Genomic DNA, 26300 nt, shown 5'->3' with positions numbered 1-26300 from the left:
ATTCAGATATCCGCCCCATACGCCCGCACGGCCGCGACCAGTTCCTGGATGTAGGTGTCGTGGATGTGGTGGGCGGTCAGGGCCTGGTCCAGTTCCAGCAGGTAGTCGATATTGTGACCCAGATGGCCGCTGGCGGTGGCGATGAGTGGGGCGACGGTGCTGACCGAGGTGTCGTGCTCGTAGGCGGGCGTGCAGGGTTCCATCACGAAGACGATGGTCTGCACGAGGCGGCCGTCGGCCAGGCGGACTTCCTGCCACAGTGGCTCGTAGGTGCCGCCGATCATCTCGCGCATCCAGACCAGCATCAGTTCGTCACGCAGTTCTTCTTCGCGGATGCGGAAGGCGATGCCGGTGGTGGGGTGGGCCGTGCTGGGGGCGCGGGCCAGCGCCAGCATGCGGCCCGGGTGTTCGGGGGTGCCGCGCCCGGCCAGCAGGCGCATGCAGAAGCTGCGGCGCCAGCCGCGCAGCGTGGCCAGCTGCTGCTCGGCCACATGGATGAGCGGGTTCCAGATGAGCGAGCCGTAGGCGAAGACCCAGACGGGCGCGTCGGGGTCGGGGCGCTCAGCCAGCGTCTTCTCCAGTGAATCGCTGATCTGCTCCCGACTCCACCATTTCTGGCGAGGGGTGTCGACAAAGGAGCGCAGATAGTCGCCGCTCTGCAGGAATTCACGGGTAAGGACGGTGGGGCGGGGCTTGCGCATGGGCCGGAGGCGCTGACAGGTAAACCCGCTAGGATAACACCGCCCGGAGGCGGTGCCTTCAATGCCGACCCTTTCAGTATCCCAGGGTCTGTCCGTCCGGATTGCGCGGATCGGAGTAGCCCCACAGCTCGCCATCCTGCGCCTGGATGGTCTGCGTGCGGCCCATGGCGGCCTTCTCGACGACCTTCTGGCCGCGCTGGCGCAGCAGTTCGGTGGTGTCGACGGGGAAGCCGCGTTCCACCCGCAGCTCGTCCGGTGTCCACTGGTGGTGGAAGCGGGGAGCGGATGCTGCCTCGGCGGGGTTCATGCCGTGGTCGATGGCGTTGCTGACGGTCTGCAGCACGGTGGTGATGATGCGGGCGCCACCGGGGCTGCCGGTCACCAGCCAGGGCTTGCCGTCCTTCAGCACGAAGGTGGGCGTCATGGACGACAGCGGACGCTTGCGCGGGCCGACGGCGTTGGCCTCGCCACCCACCAGGCCGTAGGCGTTGGGCACGCCGGGCTTGACGGAGAAGTCATCCATTTCGTTGTTGAGCAGGATGCCGGTGCCCGGGGCGACGATGCCGGTGCCGAAGTTGGTGTTGAGCGTGTAGGTGACGGCCACGGCGTTGCCCTTGGCGTCCATCACCGAGTAGTGGGTGGTCTGGTCGCTTTCATAGGGCTGGGGCCGGCCGGGCTTGATGTCCTTGGCAGGCTTGGCATGGGCCGGGTCGATCTGGCTGCGCAGCAGGGCAGCGTACTTGCGCGAGACGAGGCCGGTCTGCGGGATCTTCACGTAGTCCGGATCGCCCAGATACTCGGCACGGTCGGCATAGGCCAGCTTCATGGCTTCGGCCATGTGGTGGACGGTCTGGGCGCTGTTCTGGCCCCAGTTGCCGATCGGCCAGCCTTCCATGATGTTGAGGATCTGCAGCAGGTGGATGCCGCCCGAGGACGGGGGCGGCATGGTGACGATCTCATACTGGCGGTAGCTGCCGCGCACGGGCTTGCGCTCCACCGGCTTGTAGCCCTGCAGGTCGGCGGCCGTGATCAACCCCCGGTGTGCCTGGCTGTCAGCCACGATCTTTTTCCCGATGGGGCCGCGATAGAAGGCATCGGCCCCCTGCAGGGCGATGAGCTTCAGCGAGCTGGCCAGATCCTTCTGCACCAGGCGGTCGCCGGCCTTGAGCGGTGCACCGTTCCTCCAGAAGATGGCGCGGGTGGCGGGCCACCGGCCCATCGTGTCGGCCTCGGTCTTCAGCGCGCGGGCCAGCGTCGGGCTGACCGGATAGCCTTTCTCGGCCAGCTCGATGGCGGGGGCCATGACCTTGGCCAGCGAGAGCCTGCCCCATTTCTTCTGGGCATGGGTCAGGCCGGCCACGGTGCCGGGCACGCCCACGGCGGCATGGGTGTAGAGCGACTTGCCGTCGATGACATTGCCCTTGGCGTCCTGGAAGGTGGTGCGGGTGGCCGAGGCGGGCGCGGTCTCGCGGAAGTCGAGCGCCACGTACTGGCCGGAACGGGCGTCATGCACCATCATGAAACCGCCTCCGCCGAGGTTGCCGGCATTGGGCAGCACCACGGCCAGCGCGAAGCCCACCGCCACGGCGGCGTCAATGGCATTGCCCCCGGCCTTCAGGATGTCGACCCCCACCTGGCTGGCCAGCGCCTGTTCACTGGCCACCATGCCATGACGGGCCACTACCGGGTGAAAGACATCCTTCTGCGAGTCGTAGCGCGCGGCGGCCGCCTGGGTGAGCTGCGAACTTCTGACGGCGAGGTCGGGCGAGGTCAGCCGGTCGGTCTGCGCCTTGCTGAGCGGCCCGGGGATGGTGCACGCGGCCAGCGACAGGGCAATGAACAGACCCAGGGCGGCACGAGGGATGGCGGTGCGTGATGCGCCGGCCGGCGCGACCGACGGATCAAGGGGGGCGGCCCGACGGGCATCACCCGTGGGGAACGACGAATGGGGGGCGCGCAGGCGCATGGCGACTCTCCTGGAACTGAAAGGCGCTGGCACGGCGCACGGCTGCCCGCCTGGTATCGCCGGCAGGGCGGGAAGCCGCGGTACCGGGCGGCAACGGGACTGTCTCTATCTAGTATTGGGTGGGAATTTGTATCAGTTTATCCGGTTCGGTTTCAGAGCGTGAAACTTCTCCGGGCTGACGATGGGGAATCCCCGCCAACTCTCGCCTCCCACCAGGGAATCCCCACCGCCTTTCACCCGATCCCCAGCTCCCGCCAGATGGCATCCACCCGTTTCTTGACGCTGGACGGCATGGTGATGGGGGTGCCCCATTCGCGGGTGGTCTCGCCGGGCCACTTGTTGGTGGCGTCGATGCCCATCTTCGAGCCCAGGCCGCTGACGGGTGAGGCGAAGTCCAGGTAGTCGATGGGCGTGTTCTCGACGAGGGTCAGGTCGCGGGCCGGGTCGACGCGGGTGGTCATGGCCCAGATGACTTCCTGCCAGTTGCGGATGTCCACGTCGTCGTCCACCACGATGATGAACTTGGTGTACATGAACTGGCGCAGGAAGCTCCAGATGCCGAACATGACGCGCTTGGCGTGGCCGGCGTAGGCCTTCTTCATGGACACGACCGCCAGCCGGTACGAGCAGCCCTCGGGCGGCAGGTAGAAGTCGACGATTTCGGGGAACTGCCGGGTGAGCAGCGGCACGAACACTTCGTTGAGGGCTACGCCCAGCACGGCCGGCTCGTCGGGCGGCTTGCCGGTGTAGGTGGAGTGGTAGATGGCGTTCCGGCGGTGGGTGATGCGGTCGACGGTGAAGACGGGGAACCAGTCCTTCTCGTTGTAGTAGCCGGTGTGGTCGCCGTAGGGGCCTTCCAGGGCCATTTCATAGCCGGTGAGCGCGGCGGGCGGCAGCGGCCCCTGCCAGCCCAGGCGGCGGGCGTGGGCCAGGGTCTTCTCGCCGTCGGGGTCGGGGTAGAGGTGGCCTTCCAGCACGATCTCGGCGGTGGCGGGCACGTTCAGTTCGGTGTCGGGCACGCGGACCAGCTCGGTGCGGGCACCCCGCAGCAGGCCGGCGAACTGGTATTCGGACAGTGAGTCGGGCACGGGGGTGACGGCGCCCAGGATGGTGGCCGGGTCGGCGCCCAGGACGGTGGCCACGGGGAAGGGGGTGCCGGGGAACTGCCGGCGGTGCTCCTGGAAGTCCAGCGCGCCACCGCGATGGGCCAGCCAGCGCATGATGGTCTTGTTGCGGCCGATGACCTGCTGGCGGTAGATGCCCAGGTTCTGGCGCGGCTTGCCGGGGCCGCGCGTCACCACCAGACCCCAGGTGATCAGCGGGGCGGCGTCGCCCGGCCAGCAGTGCTGGATGGGCAGGGCGTCCAGGTCCACGCTGTCGGCGGGAATCTCGACCTCGCGGCAGGGGCCGCTGGCGCTCACCTTGGGCGCCATGTTCATGACCTGGCGCAGGACGGGGAACTTCTCCCAGGCGTCCTTCAGGCCGCGCGGCGGCTCGGGCTCCTTCAGGTAGGCCAGAAGGCGGCCCACTTCACGCAGGGCGGCCACGGAATCCTCGCCCATGCCCAGGGCCACCCGCTCCGGGGTGCCGAAGAGGTTGGTGAGTACCGGGAAGTGCCAGCGCCGGCCTTCGGCCTCGGGGTTGCGGAACAGCAGCGCCGGGCCGCCCTGGCGCAGCACCCGATCGGATATCTCGGTCATTTCCAGGACGGGCGAGACCGACACGTCGATGCGGCGCAGCTGGTCGCGGCCTTCCAGGTACTGCAGGAACTCCCGCAGGTCGGCATAGCGTAGGGGCATGGTTCGATCCTTTGTCGTTGCCTGCATTGTGTCACGCTGTGTCGATGGGTGGCAGCGGAAGGCCCCGACGCCGATGGCAAGGGGGGTGAGGCGCCAGGAATGGGGAGTGTCGACAGACTTTGCGCAAGGTCAAATTGCACGTCTGATGCGTGTTGGCAGCGAAAAGGCTGTTAAAATGCGCAGTAATTGTTGCCAAAATGTTGTTTTTTACAAGTCAGGGTTTGCCGCCGGGCGGTGTTTCCCTGCCTTTCGCGGGTATTTTCTTGGGTCCTTGCCCCGCGCTGCCCCTTGCCGGCAGGGCGTCCCGTCGGGGGCGTTCTGCCTGAACGGCAGCGCTGGGCTGCAGCCCCTGCTGTCCGCGCACCCATCCTGTTGTCCATGCAGTGCCCACTGAACCAGGAGCCTTCACCATGTCAGCCTCGCCTGCCGTTCCCCTTGCCGCCTCCGCACGGACGAACCCGTCTTCGTCCGCACGTCACGGGTCGGGTCGTTCCGTGGCCGGGCGTCTGTGGATGGCCATGCTGGCAGGTTCGGCCCTGATGTTCGGCGCGGTTCCCTCGCTGGCCGAGGCCGATGAGCCGGCCCCGGTGGTCGAGCGCACGCGTCCGGCCGAGCGCAGCGAGTCCAGTGGCGGCAGCCGCGAGGTGGTGTCGGCAGCGGCCGAGGCACGGGTACCGGTCGAGATCCGCGAAGCCCAGCCGTCGAGTGCGACGGGTGAGGGCGGGGCCGTCAAGGTGTCGGCGTCGGAAGACTCTGGCCGCATTCATCGCACGGCCCAGGGCACGCGCAGCGCCGTGAAGGCGGCGCAGAAACCCGCCAGTCGTGCGTCAGCAGGGCGGGCTTCCTCACCCCGGACCGCCGTGGGCGCGCAGCGCAGCAAGCGGCCGGTGCGTCCGGCCACCCGCAGCGGCCTGCGCAAGATCGCGGATGTCTCGCGCGAGAGCCCGTCGGTTCGCCTCACGCGCGCCGAGCGCGGCGTGGTGCAGCACATTGCCCGCAAGTACCGCGTGAACGCAAGTTCCGTCGAGCAGTACATGGGCTATGCCCGCCAGTCAGGCAAGACCTACAACGTCGATCCCTATCTCATCATGGCCGTCATGGCCACCGAGTCCAGCTTCAACCCCCGGGCGCAAAGCCGCGTGGGTGCCCAAGGGCTCATGCAGGTGCACACCAAGATGCACAGGAAGCGCTTCAAGCCCTACGGCAGCACGGACACGGTCTGGGAGCCCAAGGTCAACATCCAGGTGGGCAGCAGCATCCTGTCCGACTACCTGAAGCGCTACGGCGGCAGTGAGCGCCGGGCCCTGAAGGCCTACGTGGGGGCCGCCCGCATGTCGCACGACGGCGGCTATGGCAACAAGGTGCTGCGTCGCCGCGACGAGTTTGTCTCGGTGTCGGTGGCGGCGAGCAACAACGCCACCTCGCAGGCCATGGCATCGCAGGCCGATGGCGGCCGCAAGTCCGTCGACCTCTGATGCCGCAGAGCGCCTGGCCCGGCTGGTGCAGCGTCTGCGCCGGCTGGTTCGGGGCGAGCTGATTCTGGCGGGCGGCCATGCCCGCCTGCAGCCGCAGGATGAAACCGACGTGGCCACGGCGCTGGAGCTGGCGCGAGAGCTGGCCGTGCCGGTCAGGTTCGGGGGCGTCACCGGGGGCGTTCCTGTGGGGCTCGCGGGGCATGCGGATTCGTCGCGTGGCGGTCTGCCCGGCCTGCAGATTGATGCCTCCTCCCATCTCACCCGCGCTGCCCGCTTCGATGGTGCGCGCGGGATGATCGAGGTCCAGCCCGGTGTGCGACTGGCCGATCTGAACCGCCTGCTGCAGCCGCACGGCTGGTGGCTGCCCATCGAGACGCATCCGGAATCCGGGGCGACCCTGGGGGGACTGGTGGGGCTGGATGCCGCCGCTGCGGCACTGGCCTGGGGCACGCTGGCCGACCGCCTGCTGGGCATGGATGCCATTCTGGATGATGGAACCCGACAGCTGTTTGGCCCGTTCGGTGCGCGCTCTTCCGTCAGCCTGAACAGTGGTCGGGCAGGGCAGCTGGTGTCGTCCCTGTTCGGCATTGCGGCTGGCGTTCAGGCCGACATTGCCCGTCACTGGCCACCGGGCCAGCGTGTGCCGGATGGCTATCTGCTGGATGCCTTCCACCCCCGTCCCCAGCGTCCCTACACGCCTGATGGCTCCGTGAATCTGGCGCATCTTCTGGTCGGATCGGCTGGCACGCTGGCCTGGTCGGCGCGGCTGCATCTGCGCCTGTTGCGCCGGCCGGCGGTCTCGCGCTGGGCGCTGTTCCTGCAACCGTCGGCGGCGGCTGCGCTCACCCATGCGCCGGCCGTGCTGGCCTTGCAGCCCTCGGCCGCGTTGTTGCTGGACGCGGCGGATCTGCGTCGCCTCGCCGGCTCGCACCATCCGGATGATCAGGCCCTGTGCCGCTTGGCCGGTATCGGTCCAGGCATGTCGGGGTGTCTGGATGGTGCACAGCCGGGGAAGGCCGGGCTGGCCGCCTGGCTGGTGCGCTTCTCGGGCGAGGCGGATGCCGATGTCCAGGCCGCCCACCGGCGTCTGACGGCGCTGCTCGACCCCCGACGGCAGGAAGGTGCCGCAGGCCTGGCACTGCAGGCCGGGGGCGGGCTGCAATCGCATGGCCGCGCGGCAGCGGGGGATGTGCAGCCCGTCTGGCAGGCGCTGCTGGGTGAACGGGTTTCCCCGACGATTCCCCCTTCGGCCTGCATCATCCCGCTGCCGCCGCAGGACCCGGCCACCCTGGCCGGGCTGGTCGCAGCTCTGGATGAGCGTCTGGTCTCGCAGGGTGTACAGCCGTCATGGCGTGGGCAGGTAGCTGCTGGCGAGTTGCAGCTGGTGGTGCCGGAAGGAGCGGGACCGATGGCCCGTCAGACTCTGGCGGGTACCTTGCCGCCGCGCTGGACACCGGCGCTTCGGCAGGCCTTTGCCGACGTGCGCAGGCAGTTCGATCCGACGGGGATCCTGCTGGGCGGGCGCTGACAGCCTGTCATGGATGGCACGTCGTTCGCAAGGGAAATGAATCCACGCTGATGGCGTAGCGCTCATAATGATCTTTCGATCGCGCAGGTGCTGCCGGGAACCTGCATCTTTCCGGATCATCGAGGCGCCAGGGTGGGGCAGGCCGGCGGGCCGCACGCCACCCGGTCCCCAGGGAGAGCACCATGAGCAAGACCACCATCATCTACGCCCACCCGTACGAGAAAAGCTTCAACCATGCCATTCTGGAGCGGGTGCAGGCGCTGCTGGATGCCAAGGGGCAGGCATACCAGCTGATCGACCTGTATGCCGATGGCTTCAATCCTGTCTTCACGAAGGAGGAGCTGGCCCTGTTCGCCGAGGGCAAGGCGCTGGATCCGCTGGTGCTGCAATACCAGGAGGCGCTCAAGGAGAGCAACCGCCTGATCTTCATCTTTCCCATCTGGTGGGCCAACATGCCGGCCATCGTCAAGGGATTCATCGATAAGGTGTTTCTGCGGACCTTTGCCTACATGGAGAACCGGGCTGGTCTGCTGGAGGGGCGGCTTGACATTGACGAGGCGCTGGTCATCAGCACCTCGGCGGCGCCTACCCTCTACCTGAAGTCTGTCTGTGGCAATTTCATCACCAAGGCCATGCTGGGCCACACGATGAAGGGCGTGGGCGCCCGTCGTCGGCGCTGGGTGAACTGCGGCAAGGCCAACCTGATCACGGACGAGAAGCGCAGGGCGTTCCTGGAGGATCTTGGGCGCTACATCTGAGGCGTCCGAGAACACGGGCGGCAGGAACCATCGGTGGCTGACCACTTCAGTGGGCAGGCTCGTCGCTTCGGCTTCATCGTCCCGGTTCTACCACCTGATCTTGCGGTCCTGCTGTTCTGGCTTCATGCCCCAGGGTGCCGGGGGAATCGGGAAAGAAAGTGCTGAATCGCGGCCGTTCCGTTTTCATGCTCCGGGGTTCCGGACCTGCCCGGGCGCATCCGCCCGCAACTGCCAGAAGATCCCTGCTGACCCGATCGTCAGCACGCCGACCGCCACGAAGGCGGCGCGGAAGGCCGGCAGTTCACTGGCGCCGGTGCCTGTGTCCAGCCAGCCGCTGAAGGCGTGCAGCAGTGCCGAGGCGCAGGTGATGCCCAGGCTCAGGCCCAGCATCTGCACCATCGAGAACAGGCTGTTGCCGCTGGCGGCGTGGGCGGCGTCCAGATCCTTCAGCGTCACGGTGTTCATGGCCGAGAACTGGGTGGAGCTGACGGCGCCGAAGAAAGCCAGCTGGGTGGTGCGCAGCCACAGCGGCTGGTCGGGCGTCATCAGGGCGAAGGCGGCGATCAGCACGCCCAGCAGCACGGTGTTGACCAGCAGCACCCGCCGGTAGCCGTAGCGGCTCACGATGTCGGAGACGGCGCGCTTGGCGCCGATGCTGGCCAGCGTCACTGGCAGCAGCATCATGCCGGCCTCGGCTGGCGAGAATCCCATGGCCAGCTGCAGCAGCAGCGGCAGCAGGTAGGGCATGGCGCCCGAGCCGATGCGTGCGAACAGGTTGCCCAGGATGCCCACGCGGTAGCTGGGCACGGTAAAGAGCGCCGGCGGAAACAGCGGGGCGGGGTGGCGCATGGCGTGCAGCCAGTAGGCCGTCAGCGCTGCCAGTCCGGCCACCATCAGCAGCACCACCAGCGTGCTGGCCCAGCCCAGACCGCCCAGTCCGTCCAGCGCCAGCGAGATGGCGATCATGGCCAGCACCAGCATGGCATAGCCGGCCAGGTCGAAGCGGCCGGCGTCGGCGCGCTTGAGGTTGGGCATGTAGCGCATCGTGGCCAGCGCGCCCACCAGGCCCACGGGCAGGTTGATGAGGAAGATCCAGTGCCATGAGGCGGTCTCCACCAGCCAGCCGCCCAGCGTCGGTCCGATCAGCGGGCCGATGAGTCCCGGGATGGCCACGAAGCTCATGGCCGACAGCAGTTCCTCGCGCGGGAAGTGCTGCAGGATCACCAGCCGGCCCACCGGCAGCAGCACGGCGGCCCCCAGGCCCTGCAGCACCCGGGCGGCAATCAGCTGCGACAGGTCATTGGAGAGTGCGCAGGCCGCCGAACCGGCCGAGAACAGCACGATGGCGCTCAGGAACACCCGCTGTGACCCGAAGCGGTCGGCCAGCCAGCCGCTGGCCGGGATCAGCGCCGCCATGGTCAGCATGTAGGCCACCACCACGGCCTGCAGGCGCAGCGGGCTCTCGCCCAGGCTGGTCGCCATGGCCGGCAGCGCCGTGTTGACGATGGTGCCGTCCAGCGTCTGCATGAAGAACCCCACCGCTACCAGCCACAGCAGGATGCGGGGAGAGGGGTGAGCGGCAGCGTCTGGCATGGGGTGACGTTCCTGGTGGTCGATGGGGCCCCGGTGATCCGTGCCCATTTTCAATGGGTGAACCGGAAAGAATACCGGCTATCGGAGGAGGCCGTCGCCCATTCCACGATGACAGGACGATGGCGCCGTGCCAGCGTCATGTGTTTCGGGGCTTCCCGCCGACCGAGGCCTGTCGTAGGATGACAGGATGAAAGCCTTTGTCACGTTCATTCGCACTCTGTTCAATTCGCAGGCCACATTGGCGGGTGGGCGCGCGTCGCAACCGCGCTTCTCGTCGCTGGTGCGGTGGCAGGGGCTGGCGCGGGCATTGTTGACGCTGCTGGCCGCCCTGCTGCTGGGCACGGGGCTGTCGGTCCTGCAGGCCTGCAACAGCCAACCGCAGCCTGCCGCGCAGCCGGAGGTGCGGACGTCCGTGCAGGCGCCTGGGCAGACAACGGGGCAGGCCGCGGACCGGGCAGCCCGCCAGGCATCAGAACGGGCGCAGGACCGGGCATCGGAGCGTGCTTCCGACAGAGCTTCCGGTGGAGTAGCTGACTGGACCCGCGACCGGGCACCCGAGCGGTCAAATGACCGTAACCCGGACAGGGCATCTGGCAAGGCATCCGACCGTGCTTCCGATCGGTCCTCCGACAGGGCATCCCGGCAGGGGGGCGACGGCCTCGGTACCGTGGCGGTGGGTGATCTTCCTGCCGAGGCGCGCCAAACGCTGGCGCTGATCCGTGAAGGTGGCCCGTACCCCTACGAGAAGGACGGCACCGTCTTTGGCAACTACGAGCGCAAGCTGCCGCGCCAGCGTCGGGGCTACTACACCGAATACACCGTCAAGACCCCGCGGGTCCGCTCACGCGGGGCGCGCCGCATCATTGCCGGCGGCCGGGATGGCCGACCCACCGAGTTCTATTACACGGACGACCACTACCAGACCTTCCGCAGGATCGAGTTCCCATGAGTGCACTGTCCAACATCCCCCGGCACGCGGTTCTGCCGCTGGGTGCCTATGACAAGAATGGTCTGGTGCGTGCCGCGCTGCAGACCGACCAGACCCTGCTGCAGTGCGACTGCGCGGCAGCTCATGACAAGGCGTCCGTGCTGGCCGCTCTGGGGGAGGGACTGAAACTGCCGGCCCATTACGGCCGCAATCTGGATGCACTCTACGATTGCCTGACTGACCTGAAGCCTTCGGACGAGGCTGACCGTCCCGGCTTCGTGCTGCTCATCGAGAACCTGCCCGATGCGACGCAGCTGTCGGCGGACGACCGCAGCACGCTGCTGGACGTGTTTCGGGACGCAGCCGACTTCTTCTACGACCACGAGACGGCGTTCCGGGTCTTCTACTCGGTGCGCAAGACGTAGTCAGCGACGACGGCTCAGCCCAGGTCTTGCCGTGGTCTGGCCGGGCTCAGGCGGGAGAGGTTCTGAGCGGGAGAGACCCCAAGCGTGGGAGATCCCAAGTGGGACCTGACCCAGGCTGAACCCAACCCAGGCTGGACACAACCCAGGTCAGGCCTAGCCCAGATCACCCAGCGCGGCCTGCAGCACCGTCAGCCCCACCAGCCCGGCGGTTTCGGTGCGCAGCACCCGCGGGCCCAGCAGTGCCGGCTGCCAACCCTGGGCCAGCGCCTGCTCCACTTCCGTCTCGGCCAGCCCTGATTCCGGTCCGCACAGCAGCCAGGCCGTGGGGGTGGCGGCTTCGCTGGCCGCTGCATCGATTGGCTGATCCTGATCCCACGCAAGCGGTGTGCCAGTCTGGGCCGCCAGTGCGCTGGCCTGCGCCATCAGCGATGACTCGGCCAGCGGGCTCAGCACCCAGCGTCGCTCGTGGGCCTGGGGGGCGGGCAGGCTGGCCAGCCAGGTGCCCACGGGCTGGATGGGCGCGATTTCGGGCAGGCGGCTGCGCCCGCACTGCATGGCCGCTGCCACCACCAGCCGCTGCCAGTGCTGCACGCGCTTCTCGGCGCGTGCGCCGTCCAGCTTCACCACGCTGCGGGCCGACAGCAGCGGCACGATGTGGCTCACGCCCAGCTCCACGGCCTTCTCGATGGTCCAGTCCATCTTCTCGGCCGTGCTGAGGCACTGCGCCAGACCCAGTCGCAGACGGGGTGGGGGCTCGGCGGGCAGGGCGGCCTGCAGCGTCACGGTCGCCGGCTTCGTGGAGGCGACCTGCGCATGCCAGCACCGCCCCTGTCCGTCGAAGACCTCGATCTCGTCACCGATGCCGCGGCGCAACACCCGCAGCAGGTGGTGCGCGGCCGGCTCGTCCAGCGGCAGGGGATCGGACGGGACAGGGGGCGCGGGCTGGTCGGCCAGGGCAGGCAGGTGGATTCGGGGTGTCATCAGATCAGGGAAGCAACCGTCGGGGAAGGCTGCGGCAGGCGACCGAATGATTCGTTGCCTGAATGTCACCAAGAAGGCTGGCGAATCTCCCCGGCGCGCAACAGGGCCTTCCCCTGCAGACAATGCAAATAGCTGTTACATTGGCGTCCAGTATACTGTGCAGAGGTTCCTGGCGGCCCTGCCGGCATGCCCGGTCCGAAGGCGCCCAGCGTCGGGAGGAGAGACCCGGACATGGCATGGCAAGCAGGCCAGGGCGCCAACGGCAGATTCCGGGCGGGCCGCCTGATTGAAAGTCCGTTTTTCATCGCATTTTCAGCTCAATTCGTCCCTTTCTGCCATGACCGACCACTCGTTTCCCACCGAAGCTCCTGCTACTGCCGAGCTGGATTTTTCCCCCGATGAAGCCGGGGGCGAGACGCTTCCCGCCACTGAACATGTGGGATGGTCCGATGGCGTCACCGAGGTGGACGACGTGACCCTGCCCGATGCCCAGAAACCTGCCGAGGCCTTCGTGGCCACTGGCTGGCCTGCCTTCCCGTCGCCTGACACCGCCCGTCGCATGGCCAACGCCATCCGCGTGCTGTCCATGGACGCCATCGAGAAGGCCCGTTCCGGCCACCCCGGCATGCCCATGGGCATGGCCGATATCGCGGTGGCCCTGTGGGGCGCACACTTCAAGCACGATCCCGCCCAGCCGGGCTGGTTCGACCGTGACCGTTTCGTGCTCTCCAACGGGCACGGCTCGATGCTGCTGTACTCGCTGCTGCATCTGACCGGCTACGATCTTTCCATCGACGACATCAAGGACTTCCGCCAGCTGCACTCCAAGACCCCGGGCCACCCCGAGGTGGGTGTCACGCCGGGCGTGGAGACCACCACCGGTCCGCTGGGGCAGGGGCTGGCCAACGCCGTGGGCATGGCCCTGGCCGAGAAGCTGCTGGCTGCCGAGTTCAACCGCCCCGGCCACGACATCGTCGACCACTTCACCTGGGTGTTTGCCGGCGACGGCTGCCTGATGGAAGGCGTCTCGCACGAGGCCTGCGCCCTGGCCGCCATCTGGCGCCTGTCCAAGCTCGTCATGCTCTATGACGACAACGGCATCTCCATCGACGGCGACGTCAAGGGCTGGTACCGCGAGAACGTGGCCGAGCGCTTTGCCGCCTATGGCTGGAACGTCATCGACGCGGTCGATGGCCACGACGCCTGGGCCGTGGCCCAGGCCATCGCGCAGGCGCGCGACTGGGGCGAGACCGGCCGGCCGGTCGTCGACGGCGAAGGCGTGGGCGAGCTGCGCTTTGCGCCCACCATCATCATCTGCAAGACCGTCATCGGCAAGGGTTCGCCCAACCGGGCCGGCACGGCCAAGGCCCACGGCGAATCGCTGGGCGCCGAGGAAATCGCCGCCACCCGCAAGGCCCTGGGCTGGTCCGAACCGCCCTTCGAGATTCCGGCCGACCTGTACGCGGCCTGGGACGCCACCCAGGTCGGCGCCGAGCGCCATGCCCGCTGGCAGGACGCCTTCGACGCCTATGCCGCCCAGTTCCCCGAAGAGGCTGCCGAGCTGGAGCGCCGCATGCGCGGCGTGCTGCCGGCCGACTGGGAAGACATCATGGACAACCTGGTGATGGACACGGTGATGGAAGCCGAGAACATCGCCACCCGTGCCGCCTCGCAGCGGGCGCTCAACTACCTGGGGCCCGCCCTGCCGGAACTGCTGGGTGGCTCGGCCGACCTCACCGGTAGCAACCTCACCGCCTGGAAGGGCGTTGAGATGCTGCGCCCGTCGGCTGACAATGACGCCGATCTCAACGGTGGACGCCACATCAACTACGGCGTGCGCGAGTTCGGCATGGCTGCCGTCATGAACGGCCTGGCCCTGCACGGCGGCTTCATCCCCTACGGCGGCACCTTCCTGGTGTTCTCCGACTACGCCCGCAATGCCCTGCGCGTGGCTGCGCTCAGCAAGCAGCGGGTCATCCACGTCTTCACGCACGATTCCATCGGCCTGGGTGAGGATGGTCCCACCCACCAGCCTGTCGAGACCGCGGCCTGCCTGCGCCTCATCCCCAACATGTCGGTCTGGCGCCCGGCGGACACGGTCGAGACCGCCATCGCCTGGCAGGCCGCCATCGAGAACGAGGAAGGCCCCACCTGCCTGCTGCTGTCGCGGCAGGGGCTGCCCTTCATCGAGCGCGAAGTGGTCGACGTCGACGAGATCCGTCGCGGTGCCTACCTGGTGCATGCCCCGCGTGCCGCCAAGGCCGTGCTCATCGCCACCGGCTCCGAGGTGTCGCTGGCACTGGCCGCCGCACGCCAGCTGGCCGATGAAGGCATTCGTGTCCGGGTGGTTTCCATGCCATCCACCACCACGTTCGACAAGCAGGACGTGGCTTACAAACGCCGTCTGTTGCCAGACGACCTTCCACGGATTGCCGTGGAAGCCGGTGTCACCGATTTCTGGTGGAAATACCGCCCTGCGGCGGTGGTCGGGATCGATCGCTTCGGCGAATCCGCTCCCGCATCGGTACTCAACCAGCATTTCGGCATGACTGCCGACAACGTTGCCGCCACCGTGCGGCAGGTGCTGGGGCTCTGATCCTTCAATACAAGAGGAAGAAAGAAATGACGATTCGCGTTGCAATCAATGGTTATGGCCGGATTGGCCGCAATGTGCTGCGTGCCCACTATGAAAGCGGCAAGAAGCACGACATCGAGATCGTCGCCATCAATGATCTCGGCAAGCCCGAAACCAATGCGCACCTGACCCAGTACGACACCGCCCACGGCAAGTTCAACGGTGACGTCAAGGTCGAAGGCGACTATCTGGTCGTCAACGGCGACAAGATCAAGGTGCTGGCCGAGCGTGATCCCAGCAAGCTGCCCTGGAAGGATCTGAACGTCGACGTGGTGCTGGAGTGCACGGGCCTGTTCACTTCCAAGGAAAAAGCCAGCGCGCACCTGGCTGGCGGCGCCAAGAAAGTCATCATCTCCGCACCCGGCGGCAAGGACGTGGACGCCACCATCGTCTACGGCGTGAACCAGGGCGTGCTGAAGGCTTCGGACACGGTCATTTCCAACGCCTCTTGCACCACCAACTGCCTGGCCCCGCTGGTCAAGCCGCTGCAGGACAAGATTGGCGTCGTCAATGGCCTGATGACCACCATCCACGCCTTCACCAACGACCAGGTGCTGACCGACGTGTATCACTCCGATCTGCGCCGTGCCCGTTCGGCCACCCAGTCGATGATCCCGACCAAGACCGGTGCTGCCGCGGCCGTCGGCCTGGTGCTGCCCGAGCTGAATGGCAAGCTGGACGGCTTCGCCGTGCGCGTGCCGACCATCAACGTCTCGCTGGTCGACCTGTCGTTCATCGCCGCCCGTGACACCACGGTCGAGGAAGTCAACAAGATCCTGAAGGAAGCTTCCGAAAGCAAGGAACTGAAAGGCATCCTGAACTACAACGACAAGCCGCTGGTCTCGGTCGACTTCAACCATTGCCCGGCGTCCTCCACCTTCGACTCCACGCTGACCAAGGTCAGCGGCCGTCTGGTGAAGGTCACCAGCTGGTACGACAACGAGTGGGGCTTCTCCAACCGGATGCTCGACACCACCGTGGCGCTGATGAACGCCAAGTGATCGGTGCATCACGGCACCCCGCCCGAAAGGGCAGGGTGCCTGGCTGCCGTCGCGTGCCGACCGACGGCGTCGGTGTCCTTGCCGCGTGCAGGACACCCCGGCGCCGCCCGGGCGGTGCGCCTCGGCAGCCTTGTGGCCCAGCCGGACTTCGGATCCTTCCGTGTCCACGGAAAGCTGTTGGCCGGCCGCCACCCAGACATCTGTGCAGAGGCCCTGATGGCCCTGCCGACCGAATTCCCGGGTCAGTGAATGCCGCATCCTCCCATTGACTGGCCTGTCATGGAGAACACGATGAAATTCAAGCGACTGGCAGACCTCGACCTGAAAGGCAAGAAAGTCTTCATCCGCAGCGACTTCAACGTCCCGCTGGATGAGAACCGCAACATCACCGACGACACCCGCATCCGGGCTTCGGTGCCTGCCATCAAGGCCGCGCTGGACAAGGGCGCCGCCGTCATGGTCACCTCCCACCTGGGCCGTCCGAAAGAGGGCGAATTCAAGCCCGAGGACTCGCTGGCTCCCGTGGCCAAGCGCCTGGAGGAACTGCTGGGCCGCCCCGTGCGCCTGCAGGCCAATTACCTGGATGGCGGCTTCCCGCTGGCCCCGGGCGATGTGGTGGTGCTGGAAAACACCCGCTGCAACAAGGGTGAGAAGAAAGACGACGAAGCTCTGGCCAAGAAGTACGCCGCCCTGTGCGACGTCTACGTGAACGACGCCTTCGGCACCGCTCACCGCGCCGAGGCCTCCACCCACGGCATCGCCCGCTTCGCCAAGGAAGCCGCTGCCGGCCCGCTGCTGGCGGCCGAGCTGGACGCCCTGGGCAAGGCCCTGCACAACCCGGCTCACCCGATGGTTGCCATCGTGGCTGGCTCCAAGGTCTCCACCAAGCTCACCATCCTCGATTCCCTGGCCGACAAGGTCGACCAGCTGATCGTGGGCGGTGGCATTGCCAACACCTTCATGCTGGCTGCCGGCCTGCCCATCGGCAAGTCCCTGGCCGAGCCCGACCTGGTGGGCGACGCCAAGAAGATCATCGAGAAGATGAAGGCCCGCGGCGCCGAAGTGCCCATCCCCGAAGACGTGGTGGTGGCCAAGACCTTCGCTGCTGACGCCCCGGCCACCGTCAAGGCCGCCAAGGACGTGGCCGAAGACGACATGATTCTGGACATTGGCCCCAAGACGGCTGCCAAGCTGGCCGAGCAGCTGAAGTCTGCTGGCACCATCGTCTGGAACGGCCCCGTCGGCGTGTTCGAGTTCGACGCCTTTGCCAAGGGCACCGAGACCCTGGCCCGCGCCATCGCAGCCTCCAAGGGCTTCTCGATCGCGGGCGGTGGTGACACCCTGGCCGCCATTGCCAAGTTCGGCATCACCGACCAGATCAGCTACATCTCCACCGGTGGTGGCGCCTTCCTGGAGTTCCTGGAAGGCCGCACCCTGCCGGCCGTGGCTGCCCTGGAAGCAGCTGCCAGCTGATGACCTGACCGGATCCGGCCTTTGTCCGGATCCGGGTCGTCACCACGGACAGGCCCTGCACCGCGCATGCGGATGCAGGGCCTTTCTGTTTTGTGCGTGAGGGAAGGGCTTTACCGGGAGGCTTCTGAAGCGCTCATGCACTTGTCGGCTGCTTTCGTCCGCCGATCTTGCGTGCGGAAAAATGCCATATGTCGTCAAAACGCGGCATGTTAGTTTGCTCGCCATTGCAACTTCCACCCTTTTTTCTGGGGAGCCATCATGGGCAAGCAACACGCATTCGGCAGCAAACTGTCTCTGAGCCTGGCCGTGGCCGTCTCGGCTGTTCTTACCGCTTGTGGCGGCGGTGGCAGCAGCACGCCGACGACGCCGGTGGCACCGAACACGCCGGCAGCAACCACGCCTGCTGCCACGACCACCACGCCGGCTGCGACCACGCCTGCAGCCAACAACACCCAGACGACGTCTTCGTCCAACCAGGCGATGTATGAGCAGCTGCGCACGCAGTGCCAGGTCGTGTCGTACACGAGTGAAGCGGGCTTCTATGCGTGTGCTGCCGGCACCTACGTCGGCAAGAATCTGAGGGACGGCCAGACGGTCTGCACGGTCCGGCTGACGCGAGATGGCGAAGTGACGTACACCATGGGTAATGATGTGTATGCCTTCAAGCTGGCACAGCACTTCCTGTACTCGAAGACCAATCCGCTGGCAGGGGGAGAGTATCAGCATATCTGGGGTATGGCCATCAGCGCTGATAGTGCGGCGGATGCCAACGGGAAGGTTCACGGCTTCGAGCTGCGTCTGGATCCACAAGCCGAAGTTGGTAAGAAACCTGATCATCTCGACATCAAGCACAGCTTCGGCTCGGCATATTCTCCAGATCTTCAATCGACCTGCCGCGTTCCGCTCTGAGACGTGGGGCCGGATCATAGGTCGACATGATTCGGTTGTGAACTGAATGGATGGCCGCTGCCCGCTCTTCAGGCAGTGGCCATTTTCGAGTCTGATCGACATTCCCGCTTGTTTCCGTTTTCTGGAATGACCATGAACACTCAACTTGTATCCGGCAGCAAGCTTGCCCTGGCTCTGGCCATCTCGGCCGTTCTTGGTGCCTGTGGCGGCGGCGGTGGTGACAGAAGCACGCCGGCCACGCCGGTTGCGACGAATGGCGCTGGCTCGACCACGACCAGCACGGCTGGCGGCACGACGACCGCGACCAACAGCACGCCGGCTGCAACCACGCCCACCACGACCGCGCCATCGGCACCGGCCACCACGCCGGCCGCAACGACGCCCGCCACGAACTCGCCCGTTGCGACTGCGCCGGCTGTGACGACTCCGGCCAACAATGCCCAGACGCCATCCCTGGTCAACCGGGCCATGTATGAGCAGATGTATCGGGAGTGCAAGACGCCCTTCCGCTCATTTGATCCTGCAACGGGCGCTGCATGTGCGGCCGGTGTCTACGTGGGCAAGGATCTGTCGGACGGTACCAAGGACTGTACGGTGAAGCTGGCGAAGGACGGGGAAGTGACCTTCACCGTGGGTGACAAGGTGCATGTCTTCAGGATGACGGAGACGGAGTATTTCGAGTACCGCTTCGTCAACTCATCTGCGGAAAGAGCTCCGTACTTGTTGGACGTTCATATCTCTGGTTACAGCGCCGAGGATGCAACCGAGAAGAGCCACGGCTTCATGCTGAATGTAAACCCCAAGGGTGATGGTTCGACACTGCCGGATAGCATTGAGATCGGATATAAGTATGGAGGCAAGATCTCGTCAGATGAGCTGGCGAGCTGCAAGATGCCGCTTTGACCCTGCCTAAGCCGGGTCATGAACGAGCATGATCTGGCCCGGCGTTGAATGAATGGCCGCTGCCCGTATCTCGGGTGGCGGCCGTTCGATATCCCCACCTGTTTCCGTTTTCCGAAATGACCATGAACACTCAACTTGTATCCGGCAGCAAGCTTGCCCTGGCTCTGGCCATCTCGGCCGTTCTTGGCGCCTGTGGCGGTGGTGGCGGTGGCGACAGCAGCACGCCGGCCACGCCGGTTGCGACGAATGGCAATGGCTCGACCACGACCAGCACGGCTGGCGGCACGACGACCGCGACCAACAGCACGCCGGCTGCAAGCACGCCCGCCGCGACCGCGCCATCGGCACCGGCCACCACGCCGACTGCAACGACGCCCGCCACGAACTCGCCCGTTGCGACTGCGCCGGCTGTGACGACTCCGGCCAACAATGCCCAGACGCCATCCCTGGTCAACCGGGCCATGTATGAGCAGATGTATCGAGGGTGCCAGACGCCCTTCCGCTCATTTGATCCTGCAACGGGCGCTGCATGTGCTGCCGGTGTCTACGTGGGCAAGGATCTGTCGGACGGTACCACGGACTGTACGGTGAAGCTGGCGAAGGATGGGGAAGTGACCTTCACCGTGGGCGACAAGGTGCATGTCTACAAGATGACGCAGCTTTTCCGGTCCGTCTTCCTCAAGCTTGACGTGGAAGGTGCGCCGTACTTGTTCAGCGTCCATATCTCTGGCTACAGCGCTGATGATGCAGCCAAGAAGGTGCACGGCTTCGGGATGAACGTGAATGCCAAGGATGACGGGGCGACCCCGCCGGCTGATTTCGAGATCATGTACACCTATGGTGACGTGCTCACGGCTGATGAGAAAACGATCTGCAAGTTTCCGCTCTGACCTTGCCCAGGCCAGGTCATGAACGAACATGATCCGGACCCGAGTTGAACGAATGGCCGCTGCCCGAGTCTCGGGTGGCGGCTATTGTCTTTCAAGGGCGTGTCGTCCGGGAGGTCCGGTATCTGCAGGTTTCAGCCATACGGCTGCTCGATGACATCGAGCCCTTGTCTCCGGCCTGGCGGGATGTATATACTATGTTTATACATCTGCTTGGGGGCTGTTCCATGAGCACGACCTTGAATATCCGGCACTGGGGAAATAGCCTGGGTGTGCGTCTGCCTGCCAGCATAGCGCGGGCGGCAGGGCTGTCGGTCGATCAGCAGGTCGAGGTGGCTGTCGAGGGCGACAGGATCGTGTTGACGCCTGTTCGGAACCGGACGTTGACACTGGAAGAGCGCCTGGCGCGCTTCGACCCTGACCGGCATGCTGGGGAGGCCATGTCTGTCTCGGAGCCTCTGGGAAACGAGCGTTTCTGACATGGCGACGAAGCGTGACGCTGCCTGGGTTCCGGATCGGCAGGACATCATCTGGATCGACTGCAACCCGCAGAAGGGGCGGGAGATGCGGGACGTTCATCCCTTCCTGGTTCTGTCCCCACGCACGTTCAACGATCGCACCTCTCTGGTCATTGGCCTACCCATGACGACGGCACCGTATAACGCGGATAACCCGTTTGCCGTCATTGCAGGCGTGGCATCCGGGCGAAAGTCTGGCCAGACCAGTTATGTCCTCTGTCATCAGCCCAAGTCGTTTGACTGGCGCCAGCGCGAGGCGTCACCCCATTCCTTGCGGAAGCTGGATGATGCGCCGTTTGCGGAAGTGCTGATGGTATTGAACCAGTTGCTGCAGTTGGGGTAGCAGGGGGCGTGGCCTCCAAGAATCAGCTTTCGGCGTTCCTGGATCCGGACCCGAGTTGAACGAACGGCCGCTGCCCGTGTGTCGGGTGGCGGCCGTTGTCTTTCAGGGGCGTGGCCTCCTGCTCTTCCGACTCAGGCCTTCGCAGGCAATGATGGGGCGCCATCGGCCAGCTCGTCCCAGTAGCTCTCGTCGAGGTCCTTGATGGCAAATTCGTCCCGGATCTCCACGCCCAGTCCATGCTGGTACATGTATTCGGCAAGCTGCATGCCGTCGATGAGCACGATGGTGACGTTGGCCAGCGATCTTGCGTAGTCGATGGCGTCCTTGGTGAACTTCGAGGTGGTGATGAAGACACCCTTCGTGGAGCGGTTCCCCTGCAGTGCGCCTGCGAAGGCCTGGACTTCAGGACGTCCGATGGACTGATCACGCTGGTAGCGCTTGGCCTGAATGCTGATCTTGCCTAGGCCAAGGACATCCTCCCGGATCTCGCCGTCGATACCACCGTCCCGGCTGAGCTGGGTGGTGCGTCCGGCATCCCTGAGCTGTCGGCCATAGCCCATCTTCTGCAGGAGCTGGACGACGACCCTTTCGAAGCTCTCGGGGGTCTTTGAAAGGATCATGTCGATGATCTCTTCGTACTTGGTGCGTTTGTAGATCAGATATAGATCATTGATCTGATCGTTCAGTGTCTGTCCTTCTCGCTTGTGGGGATCTATGGGTGTTTTACCCTCTGATTTGGCAGGGATGGACGCATGAGTTTGATCGTTGTGCTTTCTTTCATGCGCTCTCTTCTTCTCTTGAGACTTTACGTAGTCCTTGATTTCTTCGTTTGAGCGCTCGGAGAATGCAATGCCGTTCTTGCTTATGGCGTACTGACCTCGGCCAGGGTGTTCGAGAAGTCCCGCCATTTTTAGATAGCTCAATGTCCAGGATATATGGCTTGGAAATATGATGGTGTTCTTTCCCTCATAAGTTTCCAGGACTTCGTCATCGGTGAGCTGGAAGTGCTCGGCCAGTGGTTGGATCAAGGATGCCTTGGTGCGCGGTACGCCGTCACGCATCAGGGAAAGCAGAGGCGCAAACATATCGTCGTATTTCGGAATGGCCATGTCCTTCATTCACGTCGTTATAGGTATGGCCATGCTGCGCCATGGAGGATCGCCTTGCAATATTCTGGCGGCTTCTGTTGTAAAGAGGCTATTGCAGATAGAGAGAGGATTCGTTGTTTGTGCCGCGAGGAAAGTAAGTTGCGTCAACGTACTTCATGCTTTTGGCGCGGGATAGGGAGGGATGCCATGGTAAAGAACCTGTGATATACGGCTTTCCTCCCCGAAGTACTACAGTCCGCAAAGGTCCGCACGATGCTGCCAATGCGGACCTTCGGGCTGTACGCCATTACATGCGATAGCTGAGCTTCAGCATCACGTTGCGCGGTGCGCCGGGCAGGTTCATGTTGCCGTTGGCGCCGTGCGAGGAGACGATGTAGCGGGCGTCGGTGATGTTGTAGACGTTGAGCTGCACGCCCCACGGGCCCTGGCGCCACCAGGCGGCGGCGTCGGCCGTCACGTAGCCGGGCAGGCGCACGGTGTTGCCGGCGTTGGCGTAGCGGCTGGCCACCAGGTTGGCACCGGCGCCCACGCCGAAGCCGCCGTTCAGGTCCTTGGTGATCCAGAAGTTGGCGGCGTGGCGCGGGGTGAGGGTGCTGCGCTTGCCCTGCACGGGCTGGCCGTCATTGCGCGAGGGCGAGCGGGTGACCTTGGCGTCGAGGAAGGCGTAGCCCATGATGGCGCGCAAGCCGGGGGCCAGTTCGCCGCTCAGGCTCCACTCGAAGCCGTCGGTGCGACGGGTGCCGATGGTAGCCAGCTGGTTGGTGGCGGGATCGGTGTCGCGGACGTTGGTGCGGTTCAGGCGGAACAGCGAGAAGGTGGTGCTGAGGCGGCCGTCGAGCAGGTCGTACTTGGCACCGATCTCGGTGTTGGTGGTCTGTTCGGGGTCCAGGTTGGCGTTGCCGCTGCTCAGGGCAAAGGCTTCACCGGAGGGCTGGAAGGAACGGCTCCACGACAGGTAGTACGACTGGGTGGCGTCAGGCTGGTAGACGGCGCCCAGGCGGGGGCTGATGTCGTTGTCGGTGCGCTGCAGCTTGCGGCCGGTGTTGCGCTCGCCGGTTTCCTGCTTGAAGTGGTCATAGCGCAGGCCGGCCAGCACTTTCCACTGTTGGTCGATGGAGATCATGTCCTGCACGTACAGGCCCATGGTCTCGAAGCGGCCGAGGTTGTCGTTGGTGGGGTTGCCGCTGGCCAGGCGTGCCAGGGTGGGCAGCACGGGATTGAAGAGGTCCACGGTGCCAACGTTGCGCTGCGCGTAGGAGACCAGATCCTTGTTCTGCTGGCCCAGTTCCAGACCATAGAGCAGTTCGTGCTTCAGGCCGCCCAGGTAAGCCTGCTGGGTGAGTTCGGTCTGGTTGCTCCAGCCGTGTTCACGCCGGAAGATGTTGCCGTGTGCGAGGCTGACGGTGCGGGCCGCGGCGTTGACCGAGGCGGTGGTGGTGTTGTTGCGGTCCAGTTCGTAGTGGTAGTAGCGGGTGGCGTTGCGCAGCGACAGGGTGTCGTTGATGCGATGGGTGACGACGCCGGTATAGGCATGGACCGTGGTGTGGGTGTAGTCGGCATCGCGGGCGTTGGCGGCGCCGTAGTAGGTGCCCGGATCCACGTTCACGGGACGGCCCTGGTAGGCGGGGATGCCGAAGTCGGTCACGCGACGGTCATTCAGGTATTCGGCCTGCAGGAGCACCTGGGTGTCAGGAGAGAACTTGAGCTGGGCGGAAGGCGCGATGGCCTTGCGGTCGAGGAACTGCTGCTGACGGTAGTTGTCGGCCTTCTCGATGGCGCCGGTGAGGCGCCAGGACAGGCTCTGGTCGCCATTGGCGCGGCCCAGATCAGCTTCCAGCCGGCGGTCCTTCCATGAGCCCAGGCTGAGGTTGGCGGCGGTGATGTCCTTGCCGGGTTTCTTGCTGATGCGGTTGATGAGGCCGCCGGCGGAGCCACGGCCGTACAGGACGGCGGCAGGGCCCTTGATGACATCGACGCGCTCGATGTTGGAGAGGTCGCGGAAGTACAGGGCGTCGTCGCGGAAGCCATCGACGTACTGGTCGGCAATGGCCGAGAAGCCGCGGATGGAGACCTGGTCACGCTGGCCGTCACCGTGGGAGAAGGACACGCCGGGCACATTCTTCAGGGCGTCCTGCATGGAGTTGACGTGCTGGTCTTCCAGGACACGGGCCGGAACGACGTTGATGGTCTGCGGCACGTCGCGCAGCGGGGCGTTGGTCTTGGTGCCGCTGGTGGCGTCGGGCGTGGTGTAGCCGTCATCCTGGGCACCGACGACGTTCACGGCGGGCAGGGTGGCGCGGTCGGCTTCCTGGGCGTGGGCAGGGGCGACCAGCGGGGTCGACAGAAGAAGCGCGAAGGGAAGTGCCTTGGCGTTGTGCATGATGGGGGAAGATAGGGTTGGGATGGGGGTCTGAGGTGTGCAGCGCAGACCAGATGACGCTGCGCGTGGCAATTATAGTAATGAAAGTAATGATCAGTACGATATTTGGGTGTATTGGTTGAGCAAGGTGCTATTGCACAGCTATTGCGCAGCCGTTGTCCGGCCATTGCCCGGCGGGCGCATGGCCTGTGGGCATGGTCGAGTGCGGGATGGAGCGCGTGGGATGGTGCGCGTGGGATGGTGCGCGTGGGATGGTGCGCGTGGGATTGGGGCGCCTGAGATGGGACGCCAGGCAGGATGTCAGGCCTCCATGGGAAAGGAGGCCCTGGAAGAGGGCGGCAGAGTGTCAGTCCCCCTTGGGTCAAGGGGGACTGGAGACGGGCGGCCTTGCTGCCGCCCGGGATGCGGACGGTTGGTTACTTGACCAGGGTGAGTCCCGGCCGCTCGTCGTGCAGCGGGATGACGCGTCGGGCGGGGGTGCCGGCGTCATCGTCGTTGGCGCCGGCGCGGCCGGCATCGGCAGCTGCAGCCAGCCGTGCCTCGACGGCCACCGGGGTGGCGCCAGTCTCTTCCAGCAGGCGCTGCTGTTCACGCTGGCGGCGGCGCAGCTGGGCGTGACGGTCGAAGACCATGGCGATGCTGCGCAGGAAGTAGCGGCCGACGGGCGTGACCTGGATGCCGCTTTCGTCACGCAGGACGAGGCCGGCCTCGATGAAGCGCTGCAGCCCCTCGAGTTCGTGGCGGAAGTATTCCTGCGGGTCGATGAGGAAGCGGTCGCCGATGGACTGGAAGTCGAGCTGGCCCTGGCACATGAGTTCCATGATGACGGCACGCTGCAGGGTGTCGTCGCCACGAAGTTCGATGCCGCGGGCGGTGGGCAGCCGCCCGGCTTCGATGGCCTGGCGCCAGGGCTTGAGCTCTCGGTGGTTCTGTGAGTAGCTGGGGCCGATGGCGCTGATGGCCGAGACGCCCAGGCCGATGAGGTCGTCACCGGGCATGGCGGTGTAGCCCATGAAGTTGCGGCGCAGGGTGCCGCGCTCCAGGGCGACGGCCAGGTCGTCGTCGGGCAGGGCGAAGTGGTCCATGCCGATGTAGCGGTAACCGGCCTGGTTGAGCTTCTGGATGGCCAGCTGCACCATGGCCATGCGCATGGCCTGGTCGGGCAGGTCTTCGCGATGGATGAGGCGCTGGGCCTTGAAGCGCTCAGGCAGATGGGCGTAGCCATAGATGGCCATGCGGCCCGGGCGCAGGGCAGCGATGCGGTCCAGGGTATGAGCCAGCGTCTCCAGCGTCTGCTTGGGCAGGCCGTAGACGAGGTCGATGTTGATGGACTTGAAGTCGAGCGTGCGGGCGTGTTCCATCAGGCCCACCAGCATCTCTTCAGGCTGGATGCGGTGGATGGCGACCTGGACCTTGGGATCGAGATCCTGCACGCCCAGGCTGATGCGGTCGAACCCCATGCGCCGGATGTTGGTGAGCCGGGTGTTGTCCACCGTGCGGGGGTCGATCTCGATGGAGCATTCGGCCTGGGACTGCAGGCCGATCTCGGCGTCGAGCGTGTTCAGCAGTTCAGCCAGCTCTTCGTCGCTGAAGAAGGTGGGGGTGCCACCGCCCAGGTGAAGTTGCGAGATCCTGACATCCCGATGCAGGTGCGCCGCATAAAGGCGGATTTCCTGTTTCAGGGTTTGCAGATAGGCCACGGCTCTGGCATGGTCTCGGGTACCGATGCGGTTGCACGCGCAATAATGGCAGATGGACTCGCAGAAGGGGATGTGGACGTAGACGGTAACGGGCTGCCCCGGCTGGCGCAGGGTGCGGTTGTCCAGCCACCAGGCCTGTTTCTCGGCGTCGAAGGCCTCGGCGAAATGATCCGCCGTGGGGTAGGAGGTGTACCTGGGCCCCGGTTGGTCGAAAACGCGAATCAGTTCGAGTGTCGGCATGCTGTCCATACAAAAAGCATGAATGAACGTGACTTGGTGGTTTTGATC

At 65.5% G+C, this 26300-nt stretch carries 20 protein-coding genes and 1 pseudogene; 13 read left to right on the top strand and 8 right to left on the bottom strand.

Annotation, left to right across the window (positions count from 1 at the left end; genetic code table 11):
* Positions 1–2 precede the first annotated feature (2 nt).
* The 3 genes from EL249_RS12020 to EL249_RS12010 form a co-directional block, all read right to left on the bottom strand.
* The gene (locus EL249_RS12020; RefSeq protein ID WP_005671986.1) at positions 3–701 is read right to left on the bottom strand and encodes a gamma-glutamylcyclotransferase; all 699 of its coding nucleotides are present in this window, start codon (positions 699–701) and stop codon (positions 3–5) included.
* Between the two features lie 73 nt (positions 702–774).
* Positions 775–2667 (bottom strand): gamma-glutamyltransferase, encoded by a 1893-nt coding sequence (gene ggt, locus EL249_RS12015; RefSeq protein ID WP_005671988.1) that lies wholly within the window; start codon positions 2665–2667, stop codon positions 775–777.
* A 233-nt stretch (positions 2668–2900) separates the two neighbouring features.
* Entirely contained in the window at positions 2901–4466 is a 1566-nt protein-coding gene (locus tag EL249_RS12010; protein ID WP_040529577.1) for a UbiD family decarboxylase, read from the bottom strand.
* Positions 4467–4876: 410 nt separating this feature from the next.
* Between EL249_RS12010 and EL249_RS12005 the strand changes: the two genes are divergently transcribed.
* The 3 genes from EL249_RS12005 (at position 4877) to EL249_RS11995 (ending at position 8227) form a co-directional block, all read left to right on the top strand.
* Positions 4877–5941 (top strand): lytic transglycosylase domain-containing protein, encoded by a 1065-nt coding sequence (locus tag EL249_RS12005; protein ID WP_083799430.1) that lies wholly within the window; start codon positions 4877–4879, stop codon positions 5939–5941.
* Positions 5913–7469: an FAD-binding protein gene (locus tag EL249_RS12000; RefSeq protein WP_005671997.1), complete on the top strand. Its 1557-nt coding sequence runs from the start codon at positions 5913–5915 to the stop codon at positions 7467–7469. Before EL249_RS12005 ends, EL249_RS12000 begins: the two co-directional genes overlap by 29 nt.
* Before the next feature lie 182 nt (positions 7470–7651).
* A complete protein-coding gene (locus tag EL249_RS11995) occupies positions 7652–8227 on the top strand; it encodes an NAD(P)H-dependent oxidoreductase (protein WP_005671999.1) in 576 nt (191 codons plus the stop codon).
* Between the two features lie 183 nt (positions 8228–8410).
* Here EL249_RS11995 and mdtD read toward each other — a convergent pair whose 3' ends face one another.
* Positions 8411–9820 (bottom strand): multidrug transporter subunit MdtD, encoded by a 1410-nt coding sequence (gene mdtD / locus EL249_RS11990; protein ID WP_040529580.1) that lies wholly within the window; start codon positions 9818–9820, stop codon positions 8411–8413.
* 655 nt (positions 9821–10475) lie between these two features.
* Here mdtD and EL249_RS13635 point away from each other — a divergent pair.
* A pseudogene (locus tag EL249_RS13635) lies at positions 10476–10769 on the top strand (guanyl-specific ribonuclease); the annotation flags it as partial.
* Positions 10766–11173, top strand: a complete 408-nt coding sequence (locus EL249_RS11980; protein WP_005672005.1) for a barstar family protein — start codon at positions 10766–10768, stop codon at positions 11171–11173. The pseudogene EL249_RS13635 and the gene EL249_RS11980, both read left to right, overlap by 4 nt.
* A 153-nt stretch (positions 11174–11326) precedes the next feature.
* Here EL249_RS11980 and EL249_RS11975 read toward each other — a convergent pair whose 3' ends face one another.
* Positions 11327–12154, bottom strand: a complete 828-nt coding sequence (locus EL249_RS11975) for a 16S rRNA (uracil(1498)-N(3))-methyltransferase (protein ID WP_005672007.1) — start codon at positions 12152–12154, stop codon at positions 11327–11329.
* Between the two features lie 559 nt (positions 12155–12713).
* Here EL249_RS11975 and tkt point away from each other — a divergent pair.
* The 8 genes from tkt (at position 12714) to EL249_RS11935 (ending at position 20823) form a co-directional block, all read left to right on the top strand.
* A complete protein-coding gene (gene tkt / locus EL249_RS11970) occupies positions 12714–14750 on the top strand; it encodes a transketolase (RefSeq protein ID WP_040530426.1) in 2037 nt (678 codons plus the stop codon).
* Positions 14751–14776: 26 nt separating this feature from the next.
* Entirely contained in the window at positions 14777–15790 is a 1014-nt protein-coding gene (gene gap, locus EL249_RS11965; RefSeq protein WP_005672011.1) for a type I glyceraldehyde-3-phosphate dehydrogenase, read from the top strand.
* A 291-nt stretch (positions 15791–16081) separates the two neighbouring features.
* Positions 16082–17263, top strand: coding sequence for a phosphoglycerate kinase (locus EL249_RS11960; RefSeq protein WP_040530428.1), 1182 nt, complete (start codon positions 16082–16084; stop codon positions 17261–17263).
* A 258-nt stretch (positions 17264–17521) separates the two neighbouring features.
* Positions 17522–18172, top strand: coding sequence for a hypothetical protein (locus tag EL249_RS11955; RefSeq protein ID WP_040529583.1), 651 nt, complete (start codon positions 17522–17524; stop codon positions 18170–18172).
* A gap of 132 nt (positions 18173–18304) precedes the next feature.
* Positions 18305–19075 carry a hypothetical protein gene (locus tag EL249_RS11950; protein ID WP_126348239.1) on the top strand — a complete coding sequence of 257 codons (771 nt, stop codon included), beginning with the start codon at positions 18305–18307 and terminating at the stop codon, positions 19073–19075.
* A 122-nt stretch (positions 19076–19197) separates the two neighbouring features.
* Entirely contained in the window at positions 19198–19965 is a 768-nt protein-coding gene (locus EL249_RS11945; RefSeq protein ID WP_126348237.1) for a hypothetical protein, read from the top strand.
* A gap of 224 nt (positions 19966–20189) precedes the next feature.
* Positions 20190–20441, top strand: a complete 252-nt coding sequence (locus EL249_RS11940; protein WP_040530430.1) for an AbrB/MazE/SpoVT family DNA-binding domain-containing protein — start codon at positions 20190–20192, stop codon at positions 20439–20441.
* Between the two features lies 1 nt (position 20442).
* Complete coding sequence (locus EL249_RS11935) at positions 20443–20823, top strand: type II toxin-antitoxin system PemK/MazF family toxin (protein WP_005672025.1); 381 nt, start codon at positions 20443–20445, stop codon at positions 20821–20823.
* A 131-nt stretch (positions 20824–20954) separates the two neighbouring features.
* On the opposite strand, the gene EL249_RS11930 is transcribed toward EL249_RS11935, so the two are convergent.
* The 3 genes from EL249_RS11930 to hemN form a co-directional block, all read right to left on the bottom strand.
* Entirely contained in the window at positions 20955–21932 is a 978-nt protein-coding gene (locus tag EL249_RS11930; RefSeq protein WP_040530432.1) for a restriction endonuclease, read from the bottom strand.
* A gap of 286 nt (positions 21933–22218) precedes the next feature.
* Entirely contained in the window at positions 22219–24312 is a 2094-nt protein-coding gene (locus EL249_RS11925; RefSeq protein WP_005672029.1) for a TonB-dependent receptor, read from the bottom strand.
* Positions 24313–24728: 416 nt separating this feature from the next.
* The gene (gene hemN / locus EL249_RS11920) at positions 24729–26261 is read right to left on the bottom strand and encodes an oxygen-independent coproporphyrinogen III oxidase (RefSeq protein ID WP_005672030.1); all 1533 of its coding nucleotides are present in this window, start codon (positions 26259–26261) and stop codon (positions 24729–24731) included.
* Positions 26262–26300: the final 39 nt, after the last annotated feature.

Origin of the sequence: Lautropia mirabilis (assembly GCF_900637555.1) — a bacterium.
In the GTDB taxonomy this organism is placed as follows: domain Bacteria; phylum Pseudomonadota; class Gammaproteobacteria; order Burkholderiales; family Burkholderiaceae_E; genus Lautropia; species Lautropia mirabilis.
Note: the sequence above shows the minus strand (reverse complement) of the source record. Positions and strands in the feature narration are given on the sequence as shown.